The organism is uncultured Marixanthomonas sp., from assembly GCF_963974425.1.
In the GTDB taxonomy this organism is placed as follows: Bacteria; Bacteroidota; Bacteroidia; order Flavobacteriales; family Flavobacteriaceae; genus Marixanthomonas.
The window spans coordinates 21,333-45,881 of sequence record NZ_CAXBCK010000024.1; the positions used below are offsets into that span (position 1 = coordinate 21,333).

Sequence of the window (24,549 nt, forward strand, 5' to 3'; positions counted from 1 at the left end):
GAATAGCTACTCACGGCGGTTGAGTGAATTCGGAAGACTGATAAGGATTACGAATTAGTATCGAAACCAATACTGGACACTGCGCACTAAACACGGTAGCTTCGATACACTTTTCGTTTTATATTATTTCGTTTATCATTTTAATACGGTAAAAATGAAAAGCACTCAGCAACCATCTAAACAACTACTCCCAACTACGTAACGGTGGTTGAGTAAATTCGAAAACCTCCAAAGTATTTTGAATTAGTATCGAAACCAATACTGAACACGGTAGCTTCGATACACTTTTCGTTTTATATTATTTCGTTTATCATTTTAATATGGTAAAAACGAAAAGCACTCAGCAACCATCTAAATAACTACTTCCAACAACGTAACGGTGGTTGAGTGAATTCGAAAGACTGACAAGGATTACGAATTTGTATCGAAACCACTACTGACTACTTGCCTACTGCCTACTGCATATTGCCTGAAGCCTACTGCCTACTGCCTAAAGCCTACTCCTTAAAGCCAACTAAATCACTGTCCTCTAAAAAAGATAATGGTACTTAGAGTTTTTAGCACAATTTTACTATCCAAAAAGAAACTTCGGCGTTTAATGTAATAGAGATCATATTGTAGTTTTTCCATGGCATCTTCTTGGGTCATACCGTATTTCGCATTTACTTGTGCCCAACCCGTAACACCAGGCTTTACTAGGTGTCTTATTTCGTAAAAGGGAATTTGTTCTGATAAACTTTCAACAAACATAGGGCGTTCTGGTCGAGGGCCAATCACGCTCATTTCCCCTTTAATAACGTTTATAAATTGGGGGATTTCGTCAATACGGGTTCGTCTTAAAAAGGTTCCGAAGTAGGTAATACGTGTATCCTTTTTCTTTGCATATTGAGCACCATCCTTTTCAGCGTCAATCACCATGCTTCGCAGTTTATATATTTTAAAATGTTTTCCATTTTTCCCAACCCGTTCTTGCTTGTAAAAAAGTGGCCCTTTATTTGCCAAGATATTTCCTACAATTATAAAAGGAGAAATCAATATTCCAAATAACAGTCCGATTATGGAAAGAATGAGATCCATCAATCGGTGAAAAAACAAGTATAATTTATTCTGGTTACTTCGGCTAAAGGGAAAATAACGATAAAAGTCTTCTGCGATATACTGTACGGGCACTTTACGGTTTAATTCTTCATAGACATGAGTGTATTCCCGAATAGGCATCCCTTTCTCTAACAGTCTAATGAGCTGGTTATTTAAAGGAATGGTCATTTCTTCAGACTTTGATAGCGCGACTACTATTTCAGAAATTGTATGTTTTTTTATGGCTTCCGAAAGTAATTCATTCTCAAATTCGATTAACTTTTCAGTTTGATAGGATTTATTTCCTGTATTAACATAACCGATTACTCGATAATTAGGATCTGATGTTTCCAACGATGTTACGATCGATTCAATTTCCTCTGAATTACCAATAAGCATAATATGTTTAAAAAATCTGGGGGCAGAAATAAAGGTTATATAAGCATAGCGCCATAGAAATAACGCGACGTTAATAGCCAAGAAAAAATAAACGATTTGCAATCGGTTTTCGGGTAGTGTAGGTGTATAGAAAGGGGTTAACAAATAAAATAAAACCGTTACGGAAGCAGTAAGAATTATGTTTTGAATTACGATTTCCAACTTACTGGCCTTTTGTAAGTCATACAGTTCAAAAATGGTAGCAAAAACAGTGAGATAGACAGCCAATACGATAGACCATACCCAATGTTGGGCGTTTATTTTAAAGTAATCAAAGTCAAACACCTCCCCTATAAGGTACAAAAGTGCCAAGACACTTACTATATCGAAAATGCGTAATAGGATTTTCCGTTCGGAAATTTCAAAATGAATACCTCCTTTTTGGGTCATTGGCTGGGGATTATAGTCGTAAAAGTAGAAAAAATTAGGAATTTAAGAGCATTATCCATTTTTGTTTTACTTTTTTAGCCTTAATCCAACACCTATTTTTCTTTTGGAGTGTTTAAAATATCAAATTGTATGGCCTGCAACAGCAATTGAAAACCTAAAATAATTAATAAAGTACTTATCATTATCGTCCCAACGGGCGTTAAAATATCCTTGCTCGCATAGTGGTACCAATTAATTCCTCCATAAATTATTCCAGCAAAGAACAATAAATGACCAAATACGATATACAATGTTCCTATATTAAAATCAAACACAAAGTAAGATTTCCATATTCGACTTATAAATTTTTTAAGCAGATTAATACTAAATAAAAAAGGCATTTGAAAAACTTTCATATTAGAAGTTTCTTCCCCATATATTGCTGGCATCGCAATTTCTTTAATGTTAGCTTTTTGATAATACAACTCAGCAATTAACGAAGTTTCAAAAAAGTAATTGTTAGCTACTTTATTAGAATCTATCAATTTTAAACTATTTTTTGAAATGGCAAAGAACCCATTATTAAAGTCGAAACAATTCCAATAGCCCGTTGCCACTTTACTTAAAAAAGAAAGGAAAAGATTACCAAAACGCCTTGACCAAGGCATATTTTTAAGTGCCCTAAAATCACGAAAGCGGTTTCCTTTTACAAAACTATATCCCTCTTGTTCTATAGGTTCAACCAACTGTGGAATATATGCCGTATCCATTTGATCATCCGCATCCAATTTTATAATAATTTTTATATCGGGTAGGGATTGGAGATGTAAAAATCCTTTCTTCGTCGCTCCACCGACTCCTAGGTTTTCACTTTCATTTAAAACGGTTACTGTATTTTTAAATTGGTGTAGCCTTTCTGGAAGTACTTCAGGGCTTTTATCATCTACTATAACAATAGTATTACTATGCTGTAAAGCTTTTTGTACTACAGCTTCAATATGCTTGCTGGCATTAAAATAGGGTATTACAATACCTATTTGTTGTTTGTTGAGACCCATACTTCTTTTTGGAAAATTAAATCATTTAAAACTGCAATTAGCTACTAAATGAAGTAAATTTAAAAATCTTTACTTCTGTAGCGTTGAAATCCAGTGTTTTTTTACTTCTTTCCAATCAAATTTTTCTACCGAATTTCTTGCTTTAATAGTCATGGCAGTTGTTTTATCGGGATTTTGAAGTATCTGCTTAATGGCTGCAACAAAATTTTCTATTGAATTAGGAGGCACAAGTATTCCTGTGTCATTTTGCGTCAATAAATAAGGTATACCCCCTACATTTGTTGAAATAACTGGCAATCCAAGCGCCATAGCCTCAATTACACTAACAGGTGTGTTATCTACGTGTGTTGTATTAATAAAAATATCATACCCTTTCGATTGCTGTAACCATTCTTCCTTAACAAGTCCCCCAGTAAATGTAACGGGTAAGTTCTTTTGTATTGCGTATGCTTTGCATTGAGCCATAGAACCATCTTTATCGGGTCCTATCATACACAGTTCCGCTTCCGTATAACCATCTTTTATTAAATGTTCGAGTACGCGCAAAGCAAGCATGGGATTATACAGTTCGGCAAAGGAGCGTACCCATAAGAGTTTGGGCTTTGGGTGTTCCCGGAGTGAAAAAGGATATTTTTCAATCTGTATTGTATTAGGGATATGGGTAAGATTACTATACCCTTCTTCTTTAAAAGCCGCTAGCAAATAATGGGACGGTGCCACATTGGTGGTTGCGTTACCAAATAGTTTTCTGCTTTGTTTTTTACTTTTTTGGAGTCGAGTTGGTAGATTGCCACCATGTAAAATAGGTATATACGCAATAGTAAACCAACGGCATACGGTAGCCACCCAAACAGCATACTGAAAGTTTAAGGTACTATAGGTATCGATTAAAACCAAGTCAGCCCATTTTCTGTATTTCCATACACTATATAGCATATGGATCATTCTAAGCGGTTTATTGACCACAGCAGACGCACTAGTAACAGTAAAACCTTCTTCTTGCAGTTTACGGCTTAGACTTTCAATAGTACTAAGAGTACTTCCTTTTGCAGCCAGTTTATTCCCTATGTACAATAGGTTTCTTTTTCTTTTCATAGGTAATGTTTAATAATGCCAAGCCATATATAAATGCGGGAGCTGCGATACGCATTGAAGAGTGGTTGATCGTTAAAAACCAAAAGGCTAAGAAAGCAAATAAATAGGGATTACTTTGATTAGCAAACCAAAATAGTACGGGAGTAATCAATAGTATTATAATAGCTAAAAAACCAAAAACTCCATGTTCAGAAAGCAAGCGACTTAATTCATTATGTGTAGCTGACAAAACTCCTGTTTTATTTTGACGGTATTCTTTTACTTTACCCACTCCTATTCCTGTTATAGGATATTCATAAAAGGCTTCTAATTCGGATGCTATCAATTTGCTTCTACCTGTTGTTATATCTTCTTTAAGTTCTCCAGCAGCGTTTTCATTTGAATATCTTTTATCAATTAGTCCTAATGTCGTTATAGAGGAAACAACCCAAATTCCAAAAATCACACATGCTGTTACACCTACCTTTACTGCTATATTTCTTTTAGACTCCGTTTTATTAAAAAAATAAAGAAAGATTAAAAAAACAAGTGCACATATTGCAGCTGTGATAATTCCTCCTCTTGAAAAAGTAACAATACCTCTATAGCTTACTAAAGCCAATAAGAGTAAGTCTATGATATTAATAAAGGCTTTATTTATAGTTAATAATCGAGCAAAAAGAATAAACATCCCCAAGCCTAAAACGGTAGCGACTTGATTAGGACCATAGCCACCAGAAGCCGCAAAATTGGAAGCGGTGCCTTCTAAAGCATCTCGAATACTTGGGGTATAAAAATATAAATATATAGTTATACTAATAATTGGCAATATTAATACATGTAAAATAGACGCGAATCGTTCTTTAGGTATTTTCCGGTTATAACAATATAATGCTGAAATCCCCAAACATACAGGGCCGCTTAAATTAAATCCAATGGCATTTCCTACATCAGTATTATAATTTAAATTGATTGCTGAGAATAAAACACCCGGTATTAATAAAAATAAATAAAACACATAAGGCCATGAGGTTCGTGTAAACCCCCTGTAAAACATGCCGAGCACTAAAAACCCAATAACTGCATATTTTGCGAACTCATATGTGAATGCACCGCCTGTCATTCTAGAAAGAACTTCAAACCCTGTAACATAAGCAGCACCAAATAACACCTCATCATTTTTATTTCCGTTCTTGATAATTCGATATAAAAAGAAGCAAATTGCCCCCAGTAAAATGAATTTTGATGTTGCCCCGGAGACGTAAATAGTATAGCCTATCACTATATGCAATAGCAATAAATGAAAATAGGTGTATTTTTTATTTAATTTTATAGTAACTGTAATTATGGGTTTTTAAAAATATCTTTTTCTATTCTTTCTAAATAATGAGTATATGTAAAACGCTCAGCGAGTTTATAGTTTAAATTAATGATGTTTTTAAATTTTTCTTCTGAAACAGAAAAGCTTTTTTGCAACGCCTTTTTAGTTTCTACTTCATTAACTGGGGTTATTAAAAAACCCGTCTTATCGGTCTCAATGTATTGGCCAATACAAGATATATCTGAAACTATAGGTATGCACCCAAAATTCATGGCCTCCCCAATAACCTTAGGAAACCCTTCACTTTTAGAGGGTAATACAATAAAGTGACATTTTTTATAAACTTCATGAACTTGCTTTTTAGACAAAGAACCATGCAACTTTATTTTATGGTTTAACCCTGACACTTTGGAGGATACCACGTGCTCCAGGTTACCATCCCCAACTATATGTAGTTCACCAAACTCTTCGTTTATTATTGTCTTAAGGGCTTCTAACAATAAAAGTATTCCTTTATTTTGGTTTAATCCCCCTACAAAACAATACTTCTTTTGCTTAGTATATAATTTACCTTGTACTGTTACCTCCCCCTCTTTTCTGTGACTTTCAGTTAAGCAAGGATTTTCGAATGCCAGTACCTTTTCAGACTGATTATCCCATGTACCATTAACAGTAATTAGAGTATTTTTATTCAATTTTTTTAACAAATCTCGTTGTAATCTATAAAAATAAGGCGCTTTTCCTACCCAGTTGCCGGCATATTTAAACCAAAAACGTTTTTTAGGATATTTTTTAGAAAGATGCATTGCTATAAATGCAGGGTTTGACGGGGCACGGCAATGTATATACGTATGCTTTTTTATTTCAGAATTAATTATTTTCCACATGGAAGGATACTGTTTTATAATTGAAACTTTGTCCCTAAGTGTTGTACCCCCAACATGCTGTAAAGGTATAACCTTAACCCTTTCTGAAGATATTAGAAGAGAAGATTTATTATAAGCTTGTGCTTGACGATTAAAACCAATCCAAGTTATTTCTTTAAACAAATGTAACATGGCATCTATCTCCTTAACAACTGGGCCAAAGCCATAAGCCTTTCCATCTCTTTTTAAAACTGTCGTGTCTGATATTACTAAGAGTGTAGTATATTTTGGTAAATCTCCATACATGTGGATATATATTTTTTTTCTGAAAAACTGGTGCTGTAAAGTAACCTTATTTCTTTTTTTAGCCGTTCAAAATAGCTTTTATTCTGTAAAACGCTCTCTATTTTTTCAGACCACTTCTCGGCATGAAAGGTATCCATAATCAAGTCATATTTATGCTCCTTTAATTTCTTTGCAACAGACCCGGTATTAAACATGATAAATGGAATATGCTGAGACATATATTCAATAGCAACAAGAGGTCCTGTTTCGGATGCAGCACAATGAACAGCCATTTTATAATTTATTAATAAAGCCGTAATATTCGTTTCATTTTCAATTATATTAATCTGGTTTGAAAGCCCTAAGTTCCTAACTTGTTCTACTATTTTTTCATAATACTCGCGATCAACAATTGCTCCGTAAAGATCCATTGAAACATTCACGGGCAACTTTTCAAGAATTGACATTAAAAACTCGTAATTTTTTTGTTCTCTAAAATTACCAACAACTATAATTTCACTTTTAGTATTAATTTTTTTTACACTTTTTTTCTCTCTAACAATATTCTCTAATAAATAAATGGAATTATTTAGCCTTTTCTTTTCGGCCCAAGCAACCAATTTATCGCTAACTCCTATATAAGCATTGCAATTTTTAATACATTTTTTTAAATAATAGGAAATCGTTTTGTCCATTTCAATGTTTCCGTAGTGATCGTGAAAAACAACTTTATACTTTCGTAAAAAGGTAGGAATAAAAAAAGTTAGTCCAACATACCTTAAAACATGGCGAGAATGAACATGAATTACCGAATAGGTATTTAAAAGAAAGAATAGCTTTAGCAACAGAAAAGGGTTGTACTTATTTTTTCTATTAAGATAGGTTACGTGTATATTATTTTTTTTAAGCTCTTTATCAAGTTGTGCAGGTTGTAAAAGGTTTAAAAAATCAATATCAACATCTTCATTTTTAAGCAAAATTGATAGGTCTATCGCAACCCGCTCTGCACCCCCCGCCTGTAATTGATCTATGACCTGTAGTACTTTCACGAATCCAGCTTTTTAATTATACTTCCTTCTTTTATTTTTTTTGAAGCTAGACTCCACGATCTAATTACTTGTATTAATATTACAGGAAACAATACAATCGATATAAAACTACCCAGTACCATCATGGATTTATTTTTTTTGAATCGGTACGGCATAATTGACGGTGGAACGGTTTTTAATAAAGCAAATAGACTTCTTTTTTTTCCAAAATACCTACGTAAAAAGTAGAGCACACTGGGAACTGGTCGAGGAGCAAATATATTTTTAGGCCGAAACGCATCCCAACTTCCCATTTGTCGTAATCCCCCCGTTGCCACTTTTAAATGCAACCGATCTGCATATGGGTTAGAAATATTTAAATACCCTTCTAAATAGGCCCGTAGCCCAAACTCTCCATCGCCCATGCGCTGTTTTTCAAATTGTCGATCAAATAGTCCTAGTTTTCTAAATACTTCTCTTTTTATTAAAACATTACCAGTATCCAACTGGCTAGAGATCTTAAAAAAAGAATAATGCAGTGGAACCTCTGCTCCAATGGTAGAAATAGAAACTCCTGATGAAATATCCGCATCAAAAAAAGAAAGGCATTTCAAATGATTGGAAATCCAGTATTTATTTATTCGACTATCATCATCAAATAATAGCAGAAAATCGCTTTTTGCCTTTTCAATGGCAGTATTTCGTGCCAACCAAAGGGCTTTTTCTTTTTGATGAATAACATGTAATTGTAACGAAAACTGATCATAAAATGTTTCTTCAAAGGGTTCAGATTGGTCTACTACTATCAATTCAAAGTTTTTATAATCTTGCTTTTCCAAATCTTTTAGAACATCTTTTAAATATTTATAACGATTTAAAGTAGGGATTATAACACTGACTAAAGGCTTATCTATTATAAACCCATCATTGAAGTTTTTCCACTCAGAATATGTAATAGGTTCCTTTAAATAGTTACTTCTAACAGCTATTCTGCTTTTCCACCAAGCTGAGATTTCATGAAAAGGGTTTTTAAAAGTTAATAATCTGATTAATAGAACATAGAATGACCAAATAACATTAAAATAAGTACGCACAAAAGTATATTCATCTTGTATTGGTAATTTTTTAAAGTTTGTATATTTTTCGGTATCTCCTAAATATCCTTTATGAAGTGCTTGCCAAGATATATCGTATTGCCGTGCTAGCTCAGATTTATAATTTTTATTAATTTTTATCTGTAATTTTACAGATTCGGGCAGTTTATCAGGAATTGGAAAAGCATACTTTCCCTTTTTGTTAGGGAGTACAAAAGTATAGGTTGGTTGTAAATAAAATAAAAAAGAAAATGGCATTTATGAAAATTTTGCTTTTAAATAGTCCCTATGATTGTCTATTAGTTCTTCAAGGTCATATAGATTATTAAACATTCTTTTAGAATTATCCGAATAATCTTTCCAATTATCCAAAACAATTGCAATTGCCTTGGTAAGTGAGTTTATATCATCTAGAGAAAAAAAGAATCCGTTTTCTCCTTCTTTAATTATATCTAATGCCCCTGCAGATTTTGTAGCAATTACAGGGGTTCCCTCTCGCATTGATTCTATGTTTACAAAACCAAATGCTTCATTTAGACTTGAAGAAATATGAATAAGTGATTTTGAAAAATATTGAGCCATTTTAACATAGGCTACTTTCCCTAAAAATTTAACATTTTTATCTAAATCTAATTCAGAAACCTGTTTTAGTAATCGATCTTTTTCCAACCCAGAGCCTATAATCAATAATTTTAAATCAGGATATTCCTCAATTGTTTTTGCAAATTGTCTCAGTAAATAAAAATGCCCTTTAATTTTTATAAGGTTTCCCACTATAATTATTTGATTTTTTCTTTTCTCTTTTCCTTGGTACGGAATTGAGGTATTTTGAATAAGGTTTGGCAATGTGATAAAATTCTTTTTTAGTCCATAATAGTTCTTAATATCTTTCTCAACACCCGAAGAGTTTACAACTAATAAAGTTGCCTTTTTATAAACTATAGATTTTCTTTTTTTAAAAAAATTATATTTGAGTAAACTTAATCTCGTTGATTTTCTATTAAAAAGTTCACTTACAGATAAAATATAATTAACCCTATTATTTATACCAGCTAGATATCCACAAACATTCATGATATTTACAGAACCAAATGAAGATATTAAAACCTCTGGTTTAAATTTTTTAATTAATGCTCTCAAAAAAATAAAATCTTTGTAATTAGTAGGTCTTTTGCTAGGCCATTTTTTATACAAGATAGCATTATGTTCAGGAAGAATTTTTGGACTTCCATCCATAATTATTACAACTCGATAGCCATCTCTCGTAAAAGAATTGCCCAATGCATGAAAATAATCAGGTCTAGCTTTTCCTGGAGGCGAAGTCGATATAAAAACAGTTTTCATGAACTTAGAAAGTTTAATTCTATGATAAAGGGGCTAAACAATACCAAGGAATAAAGGCCCTTAACAATAAATCGTTTTTAATTTTAGTTATAATTTGGCTATTTTCATTTGGTACACAAAACCAATTAGAAGCATTTTTTAAGTCTAAATCCTTCGGAGAAACCTTTTGTATTGAATATCTTTTTATAATAAAACAAGTGTAATCTATTTCTTGAAAATATCTATGTATATTTTTAGATTCAGAATTTGCATATTTTTTTAATAATTTCGGGCTTACTTCAATTATAATTGCTGGTCTAAATTTTTGTATAGTTTTTTTAGCCCCTTCTAGCACAAAAGGTTCATGCCCCTCTGTATCTATAGATACAATACAAGGGTTGCTAAAAACATGTGTTAAACGATCTAATGGGATTGAGTCAATTATTATAGTTTTTTGCTTAGTACCTATTATTTGATGATCTACTATTTTTCCTGTGCCAGATGTATTCTCTGGGGGGATTTGAAAATTAATCTTGGCTGTTTTGTTAGATATGGCATTTGAATAAACCAATAAGTTATTAGTATTTTGTGCTAGACTCTCTAAAGCTATCAAATTTTTCGGCAAGGGTTCAAAAGCATGAACATTTCCTTTTCCTGCAATTAAATCGCAAAAAGAAATGGTTTCTGTACCGACATTAGCACCAATTTCTATTATATCCCCTTTATATTTTTTAATGTACCGATGAGCTATTATAGTGTTTCTCCAATCAAAAAAACCATGTATTGCAAACCTATATGAATGATCATCAGCAGTATTACCACGAAATATACTTCCTGTAATCGCCTTTTTTGAAAAATCAATTTTTAAACTTTGTGCTTTACTCATTGGAAAAATAATATTTCTAATACTTTGCGATACTATCGGAGGAAACAAGCTACAGATAAAGGCATATATTTTTATTTGTTTCATTTAATTAAATTCAACTAGAAAATAGTAGTTAATATGTAAAGCAAAATAACACATATATCACTAGTATCTGTATTCTTTAGAAAAAAAAGTATCTATAAATTGTTGTGTAAAAAGCTTAGCACCTTCTGGATTTAAATGGGTATGATCACTAAAATATCTTTTTTTTTGAATTGTTTTTGATAAATTAGAATAATTAGGAACATTTGATTCCAAAACTGAAAAATCTTCTGCGGGTCTATATACAGGGGCTGTAAAAAAATAAAGTGCTACTTGTTTCTTTTTTGCTAAAGAAATAATTTCATCAATATGCTTATTTGTTTTTTGCTCCAACGTATAGGGATAGGGTGTGTCTTCTTGTAAAGTCCCCCATCTGTTTTTAAATCCATTATCAGTTAGAAAATCAGGGGTTTTCCCTAAAGCGCTCAAGGTAACATTCCGAAAGCCTAAACTTCCATCGAATATTAAATATCGATACATTGGGATTTGTTTATATGTTTTATACGTATTACCATACGATTTAAAGTGTTCAAATATATCTTTTTCCTTTATATAGGGTAGCCAAACCAATTGCCCAATACTATCGGGGGCGGCCATGTAATATGTGTAATCTACCTGTACAAAAATACGTTTTGCGAAGGTATGCTCAAAAAACTCCTTCACGGCCAGCTGTACTTCAAATGGACCGGATGCGTTCATTCCTAAATTAACTCCTTTTTGTTGGGTTTGTTGTGCTATTACAGTAGGATTAACAGTATATTTAGCCCGTGAAGACCCAAAAATAGCATAGTTTAAGGTGTCGGGTTGCATATCGCGTATCCACATCACTTTATTTCTATACGATCCTGAATTATAAACATGAGTATAGGTAGCATCCAAAATAAACATCAGTAGCGTTGTAGCTAACAAAAGAAGTACACTATATGTTATAAATTGCTTCATTAAAATTGAAAATAGATAAAATCCTGTAAGGTCGAAAAACTACCAAATACTAGTATCATAATCACTATTCCTATTGTTTTTATATACTCATACCGTGGAGAACACAATGGAAATTCCTGTTTTCTGCAAAACCACTCTATACTTATCAATATGATCAATAATGGAAGCATTTCAACCGTATATCGCCCTATGTTCAGTAATTCAAAATGGAAATCAAAATTGAATATTCCTTTAAGATATCCCAATGCTTGAGAAAGCGTTTCCGACCTAAAAAAGACCCACCCCACCAAAACTACCATAAAAGTGGACAACATTTGCACTCCTTCTTTCAAACTTGGCAATACAGTATGTTGCGCCACGGTGTCTTTGTGTACGCTATACTTTTTATAAAACACTAATGGTATAAAAAACAATGCATTTAAGACGCCCCAAACTATAAAATTCCAGTTGGCCCCATGCCAGAGCCCCCCAATACTGAAAACCACAAATAGATTTACCATGTGCTGTGCTTTGGACCCCCGGCTCCCGCCTAACGGAATGTATATATAATCACGAAACCAGGTAGATAATGAAATATGCCACCGTCGCCAAAACTCAGCTATATCCCTTGAAAAATAAGGATACCTAAAATTAGGTAACAACTTAATATTAAATAATCGAGCCGTACCAATGGCTATATCACTATAGCCTGAAAAATCGCCGTATATTTGGAACGCAAAATAGACAACCCCTAGAATAAGTGTGCTGGAAGAAGCTGTTTCGTAAGTAGCGAAAATTTCATTTGCATATTGTGCGCACGAATCGGCTATTACTATTTTTTTAAAGAGCCCCCATATTACTTGTTTTATCCCCGTGACAGCATTATTGGCATTAAACCTTCTTTTTTCTGAAAACTGTGGCAATAACTGTGTAGCCCGTTCAATAGGTCCTGCTACCAGCTGCGGAAAAAAGGAAACAAACGTAGCAAAGCTTACAAAATCGCTCGTAGGCTTTAGCTTTTTTCGATATATATCAATGGTATAACTAAGTGTTTGAAATGTATAGAACGAAATTCCTACCGGGAGAATAATATTTAACGTATTTGGTTGAATACTGCCACCAAAAAAAGTAAAGGCAGTGGTAAAGTTTTCAATAAAAAAATTATAATATTTAAAGAAGCCCAATAACCCTAGATTAACAGCCAGACTAATAAACAAAAGAAGTTTGCGATGGTTTGCCCGGTTTGTTTTTTTTAACTGTAGCCCTACGGTATAATCTACAACCGTACTAATTAACAATAGGGATAAAAACCGCCAATCCCACCAACCATAAAACACATAACTCGCTACTAAGATTAAAAGATTTTGATGCCTCTTGCTTTTCCTACATAACCCCCAGTACAGTATAAATACTAACGGTAAAAAAATAGCGAAATCAAGGGAATTAAATAACACTTATACTCTTTTATTTGGTTGTAAGGTAGTGTTGAAGAAAAGTTTTAAAAAACCCTCCCAACGTCAAATAATCTTTCCATAGGTTTCTATTGGCTTGCTGTAAAGCTATAAAATCCGTTTCGGATAATGCTTGATGAAACTCGGTTACTTTTTGGGCTACCTGATGACGTTCCCGGTACTCCACCCAAACCACATGTTCTTTCCACGGAATTACTTCATCTAAAGGCAATGAGCAATCGGTATTGATAAACACAGGGATGCGTCCCAAGGCTAAGGTTTCATAAAAACGAACAGAAAAATTACCCGCCCCTCGTACGCATACTATATAGTCTGATTGGTTGATGTTGTTATAAAACTCTAAGGTAGTTTTGTGTTTATCCTTATTACGTTTTACTCCCGCCCTATATTTTTTCCGAAGGATAAAGCTGGTTTTTACCATTGCAGATTGCTGCAACTTCTTTAAAACGGAAGCCCTTAAAAAGGAAGTCGATATGATATTTTGCGGTTCCTCTTTTGAATGCCCAACTCTGGTTTTTAAATTACGCCCTGCTGTTGTAACCAGTTCTTTGATGGCATTTAACCGGGAACCATTCGCTTGCCCACAAAAACCTATTAAGGGTTGGTTTTGGTATGAACGTTCAAAAATTCTATCGGAATCAAAATATTTTTGTAAAGGATCTGTAATAAAAGGGGGAAGCGTATGGTCATGTGCTGAAAACTGAGAGCGATAGCCTCCTGCATTATATGCTAAAACTTTTTTCTGTGATGTATCGCATTGTTTTACAAAGTCAATTGCCTTTTGCTCCGTAGCAGTTTTTACATAATAATTCCACGCCATAGGTAATATAGCTGCGTCGGCTTTTTCCAATGTATCTGTAAATTCAAAATCTTGTTTTGAAACCCCATATACAGCTATTCTTTGCTGATCAGTAAAGTTATCCCCTTTTATAAACGGTTTTAACAAAGGGAAAAGAAGTCCTCGTTGAGCATTGTCGTAATGCGATTTTGGATAATAGAGTTTCATTGGAGTAAATATACAGTTTCCTTAAATTAAAAAAAGTGATTGTTAAATTGTTCTCGATACTTTTCTACATCGCTACGCGCTGTAAAAAAACTCGAACTGACACCCGAATGCCAACTGTCAGGTCGAGTGAATTTGAAGGCGCGGCAGCAGTGTTCAAATTTGTATCGAGACCACATTATGAATAAAAATCAATAAATTCCTGTTGTTGGTTCTCAATAGTAAACTCCTGTTTCACCCGTTCTACAGCTTGCCGGCTTATTTTCTTTTTTTCTTCTTTTTTTAAAGATAGCACCTCAATAATTTTAGTAGATAAAGCATCAGCGGAAATGGCTTCTACTAAAAAACCTGTTTGACCATTTTTTATATTTTCCAGTAATCCTCCGGTTGCAAATGCAATGGGAATAGTGCCACACGCCTGAGCTTCTAATACGGCATTGCAAAACCCCTCCGTCAAACTGGTCTGTACATATACATCTGAATGGGCTATTGCCTTTACGGCTTCTTGATGGGGTTGTTTTCCGGTAAAATGAACCCTATTTTCTAACCCTAATTGATACCGATGGTATAGATACCGTTCCGTATCTTGTTTAGTCCCTTCACCAATCACTTCCCACGTAAAATTCACTTCTTTTTCTCGCAATAAGGCAGCCGTTTCCAATAGTCCGTCAATCCCTTTAATATAATGCAGCCTAGCCACAGTTATAATTTTTATTGGGTTGTTGTTTTTTGAAACTTTTTTGTTAGGTATATGTCGCAAGGCTACAGCTGGATTAATAATTTTAAATGGGGTTTCTTTAGGTAACCCTAAGACATAAGCCTTTTCGAGTAAAAATATTGAAATACTATGTACTTTATCTATTTGCTTCCATACGTCACCATATACATTCGGATATTTTATCGGATATACATTGACATCAAAACCTCTAAAACTTACTGCCATCTTGGCTCCTATTGCTTCGGCAACAGTCTCACTACCCAACGCCTGAGTAGCAAACCCAAAGTGCAACCAATCTAGTTTTGCTTTTAGCAAATGTGCATTTAGGTATATTTTTTTTACAAGCCGTAGGAAGCCGGTTCCCTCTTTTCGCTCTAATTTACTATAGTGTAGTAACATTTTAAAAAAAGGTACGAGCAACAGGAACTCTTTTATAAAGTAAACACCCTGTAATAAAGGGTTTGAAGTTACCTTTGCTGCAATAATTACGGGACAAAGGTCAAAACCATCATTTTTATTCTGACAATATAAGCGTACATGGACCCCTTGCTCTTGTAATCCTTTAATTTTTGATCTAAAAAAGGTTTCGGAATATCTTGGGGTATTGGGTATAACAATGCCTACTTTCATTTTAATCAATTATGGTCTTATAAATATTCTCATAAGAATTTACTTCATTTATTAAAGTATAATTTCTATGAATAGTCTGAATACCTTGGTTTATTATCATATTTTTTTTAACATTCTCTAACTGATAAATTTTTAAAATCTTTTCAATAAGTTCTTCTGGATTTTTTAATGAAAAAATATATTTTGAATCCAATAAATGACGGCTTCCCCCACCCGAATCTGAGCTTAAGACAGGAACGCCTGAAGCCATAGCTTCTAAAATAGAAACTGGCAGACCTTCATTAATGGAAGGCAGAACAAACAAATCTAATGTATTTAAAATCTTTGAAATTTTATTATTTTCGATAAATCCATGAAACTGGACACGACTCTCTAGCTCATACTCTTGTATATATTTATTTAACATGTGCCTATATTCTTTTTCTTCATTACCATATAAATGCAACACAACATTTTTAGGAAGGGATTTTATTATCTTGATTAAGAATAACTGATTTTTATTTGAGTTTATATTTCCTATACAACCTAAATTAAAAGTGTCACGAGACTTACTTGGAAAAGGTTTAAAAACAGTTGTATCTATACCGTGAGGTATAAACGAAGTTTTATTGTGAAATAATAGAGAACTAAAAAAACGCTTTTTCATTTCTGGGTTATTGTATATAATATGGTTTGACAGAATACTTTTTAGCATCCATCTTTTAGACCAAGCGTTATTTTTTTTTGTATACAGATATTTGACTCCTGCAAAGCGACAAGCCAATGGTTCTCTATAATTAGATTTATAATCCCATGAATGAACCATATCGATAGCATGTGCTTTCAACTTCTTACGGAACCGTCGTATATCTTGTTTTAAATGATTAGAGAATTGAAATGTAAGCCGACGGTCAATGGGAATTTCTTCTGGTATCAATTCAGGGTAGCTTTCAACACAAACATATGGATCAAATTTTGTTTTATCTAATCTATTAAATAAGGACAATAATACGTATTGGCTCCCAGCTGTTTTAAAGTTTGGTATCGTATATAAAACCTTGATACGTTTATCCATTTCTTTGGTTTTTATTCCACATCGCCAAAGTAAGCAACATACTAACTGAATGTGAATACTGTACCGCATCCCGTGTTTTAAAAGCATTATAAAATCTTGCCACTAAGGGTTTTGAGATAAAAGCGTTAAATTGTGAATTAAAAATATGATCCTGCAACTGCTCATCGTTTTCCATCCCTAAAAATTGCAGTTCCCAGTTGCGTTGTATATATGGGTTTCCCAATTTGCTTTTTACCGTTCTTTTCAATTTATTACTTATTCTATACGGTAAATTGTTTGGTGCTTTATTTTTTTCAAAGTTATACAAATTAAACGGCCGTTGCGCTTGCCAAGTTATAGCTGCCAATTCCGGGTTTTGCTGCTTAATATAGGCTATTTGCAACCTTCGGTCTGCCAGGTATGCTTCAGGAACCGAACAGATAAATTGACACATACGATCATCGTAATAGGGCAACGTTATAGGATGCGCAGCCTCGAACACCGAAAGATTTACCGACGTCCACCGAGGTGCCCAATACAAGCTTTTAAAAGCACGGACTTTCGCGCTGGGGTTTTCTATATCAATTTTTTGGAGTAACGTACCGATTCTTTTCGTTAGGTAGTTCTCAAAATTACCTTCCAACCCCCATTCCTTCCAAAGTGCCGTGGCGAACTCCATCCCTCCTTTTTTTATTATTTTTTTTAGCATCAATTCAGGAAGTTCTTTTTCACTTGTTCCTTCAGGGGCTCCTCGATCAAACAAAACATCACCCCAATGCCCTAAAGAGAACACTCCTTTCATTTTTTTTAATTCATCCAAAATTGCCATTTGGCGAGGATGCGTAAAATCGGAATAACACTTATTTAAAGTGGCCAGTTCCTCAATATTAGACCACAAGTAACCAGGTTTAATCGTAAAATCCTTAAAATCAAATCCGCTTGCAACAGCTATCTGTTTTGCTATCTTACTCTCAGGATATCCCCCTTTAAAGGAATAGCTATAAGAGGTTACTGGATTATTCATTTTTGATAGGGCCACTGCTTGTGTCCTACTATCTAAACCACCCGAAAGTGGTAATATAACAGGTTTATCCTTTGCTTGCTCTGTAACAATCTGTTCAAAAAGAGAAGTAAACTCCTGTAACGCTGTCTCAAAAGAAATATTCTTAGGACTATAATGCCATTTAAAATAGGGGGTACTTTCTACCAAATAGTTATCCGCATCAAATATATGTTTTGAAGCGGAAGGTAGCACCTTTTTGTTTTTCCAATAGGTATCGGTATCTAAAAAGAATCCAGTAGCTGCAAAAATACAGATGGCTTTTTTGTCCAATTCCTTAGGCGCATCCGTGTTGACGAATTGCTGACGAGTAGGAAGTATGGGTGTTTTAACAGTGTGCATAGCGATTTCGAAGATAGGAAAAATTGATCATTTGACAATCATTTGTAAAACATGTCATTCTGAACGTAGCACAGCCCCTCTGTCATTCTGAACGCAGCACAGCGGAGTGAAGAATCTCTCAGGCCAAAAGTAGATTCCTCAGTCGTGCCTCCTTCGAAATGACAGGTTGCCTTTGTCATTCTGAACGCAGCGCAGTGGAGTGAAGAATCTTTTGTACTTAGGTTATTGCAGTGGAGAAGAGGAAAAGAGATTCCTCAGTCGTGCCTTCTTCGGAATGACATGATGCTTTGTCATTCTGAACGTAGCGCAGCGGAGTGAAGAATCTTTGTGCTATAAATTAATTATCTTAACAAGATGAAAACTAAAGGCTCTCATAACTACTTTGTTTACATGCTAACTAATAAAAATAAAACTGTTCTCTATACAGGTGTAACAAACAATTTAAAGCAACGCTTATATCATCATAAAAATCCACTTCCATTTTCAAAGAGCTTTACAGCAAAATACAAATGCTTTTACTTAATCTATTTTGAACAGTTTTATGAAATTGATACTGCTATTAAAAGAGAAAAACAAATCAAGGGGTATCGAAGAGAGAAAAAGGAAGCTTTAATTTCAGGGTTTAATGCGAATTGGGAGTTCTTAAATGATACGGTGTAAAGATTCCTCGTCGTGCCTCCTTCGGAATGACAAGGGGCGTGGCCTTCTTCGGAATGACACGGGATTGTCATTCTGAACGCAGTGCAACGAAGCCAACTGTCATTCTGAACGCAGCGTAGCGAAGTGAAGAATCTTTTGAGTTAAATCATTGCAATTCGGGGAGGGATAGATTCCTCAGTCGTGCCTCCTTCGGAATGACAAGGGATTGTCATTTTGAACGCAGTGCAACGGAGTGAAGAATCTCTTCTCCCACTTTCAAGCTATTTCATAATTTAATACTCTAACAATCTACAAATAGATTCCTCAGTCGTAACCTCCTTCGGAATGACATGTTGCCTTGTCATTCTGAACGCAGCAAAGCGGAGTGAAGAATCTTTTGTACTTAGGTTATTGCAATGGAGAAAAGGAAAAGAGATTCCTCAGTCGTGCCTCCTTCGGAATGACAAAGGCTCTGTCATCCTGAACGTAGCGCAACGGAGTGAAGAATCTCATCCTTCCAGATTCATAGGTTTCGTCGCTCTTTCCACCACCATGCTATAGAACCCTACCATGTCTTTAATCATCTGCGCTTCATTGTGTTGTTTTTCTATTTTTTTACGAGCTGCTCTTCTAACTGATTCAATTTCATTCTCAGACAAGTTGGTAAAATTTAGAATTCCTTCGGCCATCGCTGTAGGATTTCGTATAGGAATCATCCAACCATTAACACCATGTTCTATTAATTCTGGTACGCCCCCACAGTTTGTGCTGAGTACCGGCAACCCCACAGCCATGGCCTCTACCAACACATTGGGCAACCCTTCTTCTAGACTGGGCATTAGGAGTAATGAAGCATTGCGCATATTTTTAAAGACAGCCGTTTGTGGTAATCTATTTTCAAGGGTAACGCTATTTTGCAGTCCCAAATCGTGAATTAAAAACTGTAACTCTTCATCTCCCTTTCCTCCAATGATAGTATAATGAAAAGCTAGCCCTTGTTCTTTTAATAATTTACATGCCTGTAAAGCATAATCATACCCTTTCACCCAATGGGGTCTCCCTATAGAAAGCAACTGGATAGGTTGTAATACCTTATATGTTGAATGAAAGCTAATTTGGTTTATTGCTACACCCGTATAGATAATACTATCAATTTTATTTGGGGATTCCCAAACTTTATCCCCATTAATAGAAATGGCTTTTGAAACGGAATGAAAACCAGTAATATATGGAAACCAAGTTTTTAAGTAGTTAAAATTCTCTTGATCTACAAAAGGGCGCACATTACTGTGAAACCCTCTTTGACTCAAGACCACGGGTATTTTTTTTTCTAATAATATGGATTCAAACCAAGGAATAACAGAAGGCCATTGCAAATGGATTACATCCGGTGCAATCGTTTGTATAGTCAAATCTAAGTTTTGTTGCTGTAATGCTTTTCGTTTTCCCAGTGCCAATCTTTTTATAGTGGGTAACAAAAAGCTCATTTTTTTTGAGCATAATACCTTGCTTAAGGTAGTCGTTACAAATCGTAATTTGTTTTGATTGCTTCCCAATGAAATATAGTGTACCCCCGGTATGGGCCGAGATAGCCTTTCATTATATCCCAAAACAAAGACTTGATGCTCTTGCACCAATCCTTTCATCAAACGATTAATAAAAGGCGTTGTTTTAAAACTACCGTCGAAAATCAATATTTTCATACTGGAAGATTTATCTATTTTTCGACACCCGTTTATAACCTAATCTCTTTTTAATATAAAGAATTATATTTGAAGGACTCCATCTATATGAGATGAGCCCTACTTTAGGAATATATAGTCTTTTATGTTCCACCTTATTTATTTTTTTTGCAAACGCATCCATCGCTTTGAAACTCATAAAATGAGGTGTGATTATACCTTTTTTATATCCCAACCTTTCATGAATTACTTTAACTTTCTGACGTAAAATTAACATAGTAGAAAATCCGTGTTCATTGTAACAATCAGGTAAAATTGAAAACCGGATAGTATTAAAATTTTTTAAAACTGCTTCCCGAAGTCCTGGCATATCATTTTTTATTTTAGAGTCGACACAAAAGTTAAACCAATCTTTTAAAACTTTCTTCATTTGTAGATTATTTCTATAAACTATTACGCCACTATTAAATTCTGGAAAAATAGTTTTGTAAGAGAGTCCTTTTATATTGGTGGTATGCAAATTTTGTTCTGCTGTAGTAGCAAAATCTACCAAGTCTAGTATATCAAATAATTCTGAAATTTTATCTGTAATAAAAGTATCAGAATCTAAGAAAATAGTTTTCTCAAAAGGAGTTTCTTGCATTCCTATTACTTTTGACAGATAAGTATGCCGATTAATCTCCTTTAGTATTATAACCTTATCAAAAATTTCCTTCACCTTTTCGGAATATAATTCATCTGTGCAAACAATAGCGATGGGTTCAGTATTGAACCTTTTAACTGATTGAGCTGATATTATAGCTTCATCAATAAACTTTTGGCGATTTGCGATATATAAAAAACCTTTCATTTCGTTATAGTATATTATAAAAATCTAAAATAGAATTTGATGTAACCTCCCAATTTATAGCTATCGCTTTTTTTCTAGAAGAACACTCCATTGTTTCTAATCGGGTTGGGGTTTCAATAACTTGTTTTACCTTAAGTACAAGCATATCTAACCTGTCGGAAGTAATCAAAATATTAGATGTATCCTTTAAATATTCTTCATTCCCTCCTACTTTACTCGTAATAATCGGCAGTCCACATGCCATAGCCTCTAGAATAGAATTACAGGCCGTACTATCTACCATGGGTAAGTATAAGGCAGTTGCTTCTTGATATAATGTTCGCAAGGTTTTATCTTTTATATTTGTTAAAACCTCTATACAATCATGGGGCTCAATCTTGCTTGCATAAGCTGGATGAACTACTGCCTGAATGTTTAGGTTTTTTATGTTTTCATTCAGTTTCGGAACCGTTTTATTAAATGTTTCAAAATCCCGAAGGTGCTGCCCTACGAACAATAGCGTATTTTTCTTTTTTTTAGATGAATCTGGTACAAAAAAATGGGTGTCAACGCCATGTGGAATATATTTTACGTTCTCTAACTGTAACCACTCTTTTAAGAAATCTACTTGGTTTATACCCACCGCAATAGCACCATCGAGATTCCTTAGTGCCGTTGCATTTGCAATGGTTTTTTTAAGTATTTCCGGTGGTTTATGGAAGGTAGCGCAAAATATTGTATTCGGAAAGTGTCGCTTTAAGAATCCCAAGTGCCGTATATCCCGTTCCCCATTTAAATAATGGACCACATTCTTTTCTTTTTTATGCTTTTGAAGCAACTGAAACAATTCAATGGACTTTAATACACTACCTACATTGTAATTTCCTTTCTTGTGGGAATGTAAACTTGCCACTACCTTTGCAATTCTAAAAGGAAAATTAGTGTTTCCATAAATCACTTTGGCATCCATATAATCAATCAATCTCCCATACCCTGAATTTTCAGCGTGGTGTGGGGAACGGTGATGGATTAGAAATATATTCACAATTATGATAAGGGTTTTTGTAACATGTGTTCTAAGATACGTTTTGTATTTTGAACGGGATGCACATGCTTTTCAAAATAGGTGCGGGCATTTTTTGAAAGACGAGTTGCAAGCACCTTATCGTCCATAACCGTTTTAATTTTCTCAATAAGCTCTGCGTCGTTTTGAAAATATAAAAGTTCTTTTCCTTCAATAAGTGGTACAGGTAATTCGGCCGTTAATGGCTCTGCGATAATCACTTTTCCTTGCGATAGGTATTCTGCCATCTTCCAAGCCGGGGAATTGGCTAGGCCCCGAGTATATATTACAATTTTAGCTTTTTTCATGGCATTTAAATACGCTTCGGGCTCGACAGGAACATTGGTCAATGCATCATCGTATTTTTCGATCACTATTTTAGAAGGTATGAAGCCTCCTAAAAATTGGTTGGGAAACTGTGTACGTAACAGTTTAATAATACGATAGCGTTGTTGATGGATTTGCTGTACATCTATATCATTTTCGTGCAGAAAACAACGGGTTTGAAACAGAATCGTTTTTTCCTTTGGCGTTTCATAAGCTTCAAACCGGGTTATCCTCCGTGATGTATTTATAAATTGCCAATGTTTTTTTTGTCTTTTATAAGTGTAAATTATTCGTTTTATAAAAGCACGGTCCCATTTCATAGCGAGCCGTAAGTTTGTTAAAAATAAACCGGTATAAAACTTAAAGGCTCCTTGCTTAAATTCTGAATGCGTACCGAAGGTGATTCCTAACTTACAAATAGTTGCATGTGCTTCTTTTTGTGCAGCTTTTACAAACCTACTTTCAAAGTTTCGTTTAAAATAATAATCACAGGTATCTAATGCCGTTTTCGAAAAATGCTCCGCATGGTCATATAAATCGGTTGCAAAGGCGATCTTTTGCTGGGTCGTGTTATCAATTAGTGTATAAAAGGATGTTTTAGGAAATGCATGAGGTGTTTCTGAAATGGTTTTATCACGACCTATTGTTAGCCTGCCTTTATTCTTTTTTAATGATAGCGCTACTTTCACCGCTATCACCCCCTGTCGTTGCAATTCAAATAATGCTGTTTGAATATAGGAGGAGTGGTTGAGTTCCTGTGGAGTATGAATTTGAACTGTATATGTAGGTTTTTTATTTCCCATAAAAGGCAGAATCTATCGACTTCTTTAAAACCTTGTAAGTAGCGTCAATACTATAATTTCTTAAAGCTTTTTGACGAGCCTCCTTTTCTATTTCAGGGATACTATTTTTATTTCTAAAATACTCAATTATGGTTTGGCTATAATTCTCCGGAGAAGATAACAAGCCATCTTTTTGATGGGTAATAACATCAGCAGGGCCACCTGGACAATCTATTCCGGCAACTGGAGTTCCACAGGCCATTGCCTCGATCATAACCATCCCAAAAGTTTCTTTATCACTAGGTAGTGTAAAAAGGTTTGCTTCCTGAAAGTATTTGGGAAGTTCCGCATGTTCTTTATGACCTAGAAATTCTATATTATTTTGCAAGCCTTTTTCTTTAATCAAATTCAATAATCTATCTAAATAACCTTGCGAGCTTATTGGACCTATTATTTTTAAAGTGGCGCCTGGAAAACCATTTTCCTTCAATACGGCTATTGCTTCAATTGCTAAATGAATTCTTTTCCACTCTACAATTCTTCCTACATATAATAATTTCGGTGAGGTATTTGTTTTTTGTTTAGGGGTAAATACTGTGCAGTCTACGCCCAAAGGAAACACTCGAATATCCAAATGCTGAAAAAGCTCCATTTCTTCCATTTGTTTTTTTTGTAAATGTGTATGAACAAGTATATGGTTAGCCCCTTTATAATATGCTCTATTACGATCATTATCGGTATAATGTTGTCCCCCTAACATAGCTATATATTGTTTTTTATTTTTTAAAATTACTTTTGAAAGTTCATACGAGAAAGGACTGGAATGGCCGGACATATTAATGATGGTAACATCTGGTGTGTTTTTATTGTATACTTTTAAGCATTTTTTTGAAGTTTGTTTTTTCCACTTTTTATGATCTCCGTTCCACGTAAAATTTACTGGATAAAAATTATATACTACTTCATTATGTCTATACCCATAGTATCTACGTTTTAGTGTAAAGTACTCCATTTTACACGTAGTTTCCTCTAACACTGTTAACTTTTCCAAAGCTTTTAAATGAGGCTGACTATGATAGGTGGCAACACTTTTTTCAACGACACCGGCTGCTTGGGGAGTAAAAGGATGAAGAAGGGAAATTTTCATT

21 protein-coding genes are annotated in these 24,549 nt (G+C 34.3%); 1 reads left to right on the forward strand and 20 read right to left on the reverse strand.

Annotated elements, in window-relative coordinates; all coding sequences use genetic code 11:
- Window positions 1-519: 519 nt before the first annotated feature.
- The 15 genes from AACZ92_RS08635 to AACZ92_RS08705 all read right to left on the reverse strand — a co-directional run bounded on the left by AACZ92_RS08635 (window position 520) and on the right by AACZ92_RS08705 (window position 18,079).
- Window positions 520-1,905, reverse strand: coding sequence for a sugar transferase (locus AACZ92_RS08635; protein ID WP_339699815.1), 1,386 nt, complete (start codon window positions 1,903-1,905; stop codon window positions 520-522).
- A gap of 92 nt (window positions 1,906-1,997) precedes the next feature.
- Window positions 1,998-2,942 carry a glycosyltransferase family 2 protein gene (locus AACZ92_RS08640; RefSeq protein ID WP_339699817.1) on the reverse strand — a complete coding sequence of 315 codons (945 nt, stop codon included), beginning with the start codon at window positions 2,940-2,942 and terminating at the stop codon, window positions 1,998-2,000.
- Between the two features lie 69 nt (window positions 2,943-3,011).
- Window positions 3,012-4,037: a glycosyltransferase family 4 protein gene (locus AACZ92_RS08645; protein ID WP_339699819.1), complete on the reverse strand. Its 1,026-nt coding sequence runs from the start codon at window positions 4,035-4,037 to the stop codon at window positions 3,012-3,014.
- Complete coding sequence (locus AACZ92_RS08650; protein WP_339699822.1) at window positions 4,000-5,298, reverse strand: O-antigen ligase family protein; 1,299 nt, start codon at window positions 5,296-5,298, stop codon at window positions 4,000-4,002. Before AACZ92_RS08650 ends, AACZ92_RS08645 begins: the two co-directional genes overlap by 38 nt.
- A 62-nt stretch (window positions 5,299-5,360) precedes the next feature.
- The gene (locus tag AACZ92_RS08655) at window positions 5,361-6,509 is read right to left on the reverse strand and encodes a glycosyltransferase (RefSeq protein WP_339699825.1); all 1,149 of its coding nucleotides are present in this window, start codon (window positions 6,507-6,509) and stop codon (window positions 5,361-5,363) included.
- Window positions 6,473-7,537 (reverse strand): glycosyltransferase, encoded by a 1,065-nt coding sequence (locus AACZ92_RS08660; protein WP_339699828.1) that lies wholly within the window; start codon window positions 7,535-7,537, stop codon window positions 6,473-6,475. The genes AACZ92_RS08655 and AACZ92_RS08660 overlap by 37 nt, the downstream gene beginning before the upstream one ends.
- Window positions 7,534-8,868: a glycosyltransferase family A protein gene (locus AACZ92_RS08665; RefSeq protein WP_339699831.1), complete on the reverse strand. Its 1,335-nt coding sequence runs from the start codon at window positions 8,866-8,868 to the stop codon at window positions 7,534-7,536. Before AACZ92_RS08665 ends, AACZ92_RS08660 begins: the two co-directional genes overlap by 4 nt.
- A complete protein-coding gene (locus AACZ92_RS08670; RefSeq protein WP_339699833.1) occupies window positions 8,869-9,954 on the reverse strand; it encodes a glycosyltransferase in 1,086 nt (361 codons plus the stop codon).
- Between the two features lie 19 nt (window positions 9,955-9,973).
- Window positions 9,974-10,903: an FkbM family methyltransferase gene (locus tag AACZ92_RS08675; RefSeq protein ID WP_339699836.1), complete on the reverse strand. Its 930-nt coding sequence runs from the start codon at window positions 10,901-10,903 to the stop codon at window positions 9,974-9,976.
- Window positions 10,904-10,963: 60 nt separating this feature from the next.
- Window positions 10,964-11,842, reverse strand: coding sequence for a hypothetical protein (locus AACZ92_RS08680; protein ID WP_339699839.1), 879 nt, complete (start codon window positions 11,840-11,842; stop codon window positions 10,964-10,966).
- Window positions 11,842-13,158, reverse strand: coding sequence for an MBOAT family O-acyltransferase (locus AACZ92_RS08685; RefSeq protein ID WP_339699842.1), 1,317 nt, complete (start codon window positions 13,156-13,158; stop codon window positions 11,842-11,844). The genes AACZ92_RS08680 and AACZ92_RS08685 overlap by 1 nt, the downstream gene beginning before the upstream one ends.
- Before the next feature lie 127 nt (window positions 13,159-13,285).
- Window positions 13,286-14,299 (reverse strand): exostosin family protein, encoded by a 1,014-nt coding sequence (locus tag AACZ92_RS08690; protein WP_339699845.1) that lies wholly within the window; start codon window positions 14,297-14,299, stop codon window positions 13,286-13,288.
- 175 nt (window positions 14,300-14,474) lie between these two features.
- The gene (locus AACZ92_RS08695) at window positions 14,475-15,644 is read right to left on the reverse strand and encodes a glycosyltransferase family 4 protein (RefSeq protein WP_339699848.1); all 1,170 of its coding nucleotides are present in this window, start codon (window positions 15,642-15,644) and stop codon (window positions 14,475-14,477) included.
- Between the two features lies 1 nt (window position 15,645).
- A complete protein-coding gene (locus tag AACZ92_RS08700; RefSeq protein WP_339699851.1) occupies window positions 15,646-16,698 on the reverse strand; it encodes a glycosyltransferase family 4 protein in 1,053 nt (350 codons plus the stop codon).
- On the reverse strand, window positions 16,691-18,079 hold the full coding sequence (locus AACZ92_RS08705) for an asparagine synthase-related protein (RefSeq protein ID WP_339699853.1): 1,389 nt from the start codon (window positions 18,077-18,079) through the stop codon (window positions 16,691-16,693). The genes AACZ92_RS08700 and AACZ92_RS08705 overlap by 8 nt, the downstream gene beginning before the upstream one ends.
- A gap of 354 nt (window positions 18,080-18,433) precedes the next feature.
- Here AACZ92_RS08705 and AACZ92_RS08710 point away from each other — a divergent pair, with 354 nt between their 5' ends.
- The gene (locus tag AACZ92_RS08710; protein WP_339699855.1) at window positions 18,434-18,739 is read left to right on the forward strand and encodes a GIY-YIG nuclease family protein; all 306 of its coding nucleotides are present in this window, start codon (window positions 18,434-18,436) and stop codon (window positions 18,737-18,739) included.
- Window positions 18,740-19,227: 488 nt separating this feature from the next.
- On the opposite strand, the gene AACZ92_RS08715 is transcribed toward AACZ92_RS08710, so the two are convergent.
- Genes AACZ92_RS08715 through AACZ92_RS08735 form a run of 5 tightly spaced genes read right to left on the reverse strand, consistent with a single transcriptional unit; the run spans window position 19,228 to window position 24,548 of the window.
- Entirely contained in the window at window positions 19,228-20,421 is a 1,194-nt protein-coding gene (locus AACZ92_RS08715; RefSeq protein WP_339699857.1) for a glycosyltransferase family 4 protein, read from the reverse strand.
- 10 nt (window positions 20,422-20,431) lie between these two features.
- Window positions 20,432-21,250, reverse strand: a complete 819-nt coding sequence (locus AACZ92_RS08720; protein ID WP_339699859.1) for a hypothetical protein — start codon at window positions 21,248-21,250, stop codon at window positions 20,432-20,434.
- Window positions 21,251-21,254: 4 nt separating this feature from the next.
- Window positions 21,255-22,274: a glycosyltransferase family 4 protein gene (locus AACZ92_RS08725; RefSeq protein WP_339699861.1), complete on the reverse strand. Its 1,020-nt coding sequence runs from the start codon at window positions 22,272-22,274 to the stop codon at window positions 21,255-21,257.
- A gap of 2 nt (window positions 22,275-22,276) precedes the next feature.
- A complete protein-coding gene (locus AACZ92_RS08730; protein WP_339699863.1) occupies window positions 22,277-23,422 on the reverse strand; it encodes a glycosyltransferase in 1,146 nt (381 codons plus the stop codon).
- On the reverse strand, window positions 23,412-24,548 hold the full coding sequence (locus tag AACZ92_RS08735; protein ID WP_339699865.1) for a glycosyltransferase family 4 protein: 1,137 nt from the start codon (window positions 24,546-24,548) through the stop codon (window positions 23,412-23,414). The genes AACZ92_RS08730 and AACZ92_RS08735 overlap by 11 nt, the downstream gene beginning before the upstream one ends.
- Window position 24,549 lies beyond the last annotated feature (1 nt).

Excerpts from the sequence above, each read along its gene's own strand:
- AACZ92_RS08635 (WP_339699815.1), bottom strand. The coding sequence starts at position 1,905 with ATGACCCAAAAAGGAGGTATTCATTTTGAAATTTCCGAACGGAAAATC.
- AACZ92_RS08640 (WP_339699817.1), bottom strand. The coding sequence starts at position 2,942 with ATGGGTCTCAACAAACAACAAATAGGTATTGTAATACCCTATTTTAAT.
- AACZ92_RS08645 (WP_339699819.1), bottom strand. The coding sequence starts at position 4,037 with ATGAAAAGAAAAAGAAACCTATTGTACATAGGGAATAAACTGGCTGCA.
- AACZ92_RS08655 (WP_339699825.1), bottom strand. The coding sequence starts at position 6,509 with ATGTATGGAGATTTACCAAAATATACTACACTCTTAGTAATATCAGAC.
- AACZ92_RS08665 (WP_339699831.1), bottom strand. The coding sequence starts at position 8,868 with ATGCCATTTTCTTTTTTATTTTATTTACAACCAACCTATACTTTTGTA.
- AACZ92_RS08670 (WP_339699833.1), bottom strand. The coding sequence starts at position 9,954 with ATGAAAACTGTTTTTATATCGACTTCGCCTCCAGGAAAAGCTAGACCT.
- AACZ92_RS08675 (WP_339699836.1), bottom strand. The coding sequence starts at position 10,903 with ATGAAACAAATAAAAATATATGCCTTTATCTGTAGCTTGTTTCCTCCG.
- AACZ92_RS08680 (WP_339699839.1), bottom strand. The coding sequence starts at position 11,842 with ATGAAGCAATTTATAACATATAGTGTACTTCTTTTGTTAGCTACAACG.
- AACZ92_RS08690 (WP_339699845.1), bottom strand. The coding sequence starts at position 14,299 with ATGAAACTCTATTATCCAAAATCGCATTACGACAATGCTCAACGAGGA.
- AACZ92_RS08695 (WP_339699848.1), bottom strand. The coding sequence starts at position 15,644 with ATGAAAGTAGGCATTGTTATACCCAATACCCCAAGATATTCCGAAACC.
- AACZ92_RS08700 (WP_339699851.1), bottom strand. The coding sequence starts at position 16,698 with ATGGATAAACGTATCAAGGTTTTATATACGATACCAAACTTTAAAACA.
- AACZ92_RS08705 (WP_339699853.1), bottom strand. The coding sequence starts at position 18,079 with ATGCACACTGTTAAAACACCCATACTTCCTACTCGTCAGCAATTCGTC.
- AACZ92_RS08710 (WP_339699855.1), top strand. The coding sequence starts at position 18,434 with ATGAAAACTAAAGGCTCTCATAACTACTTTGTTTACATGCTAACTAAT.
- AACZ92_RS08715 (WP_339699857.1), bottom strand. The coding sequence starts at position 20,421 with ATGAAAATATTGATTTTCGACGGTAGTTTTAAAACAACGCCTTTTATT.
- AACZ92_RS08720 (WP_339699859.1), bottom strand. The coding sequence starts at position 21,250 with ATGAAAGGTTTTTTATATATCGCAAATCGCCAAAAGTTTATTGATGAA.
- AACZ92_RS08730 (WP_339699863.1), bottom strand. The coding sequence starts at position 23,422 with ATGGGAAATAAAAAACCTACATATACAGTTCAAATTCATACTCCACAG.
- AACZ92_RS08735 (WP_339699865.1), bottom strand. The coding sequence starts at position 24,548 with ATGAAAATTTCCCTTCTTCATCCTTTTACTCCCCAAGCAGCCGGTGTC.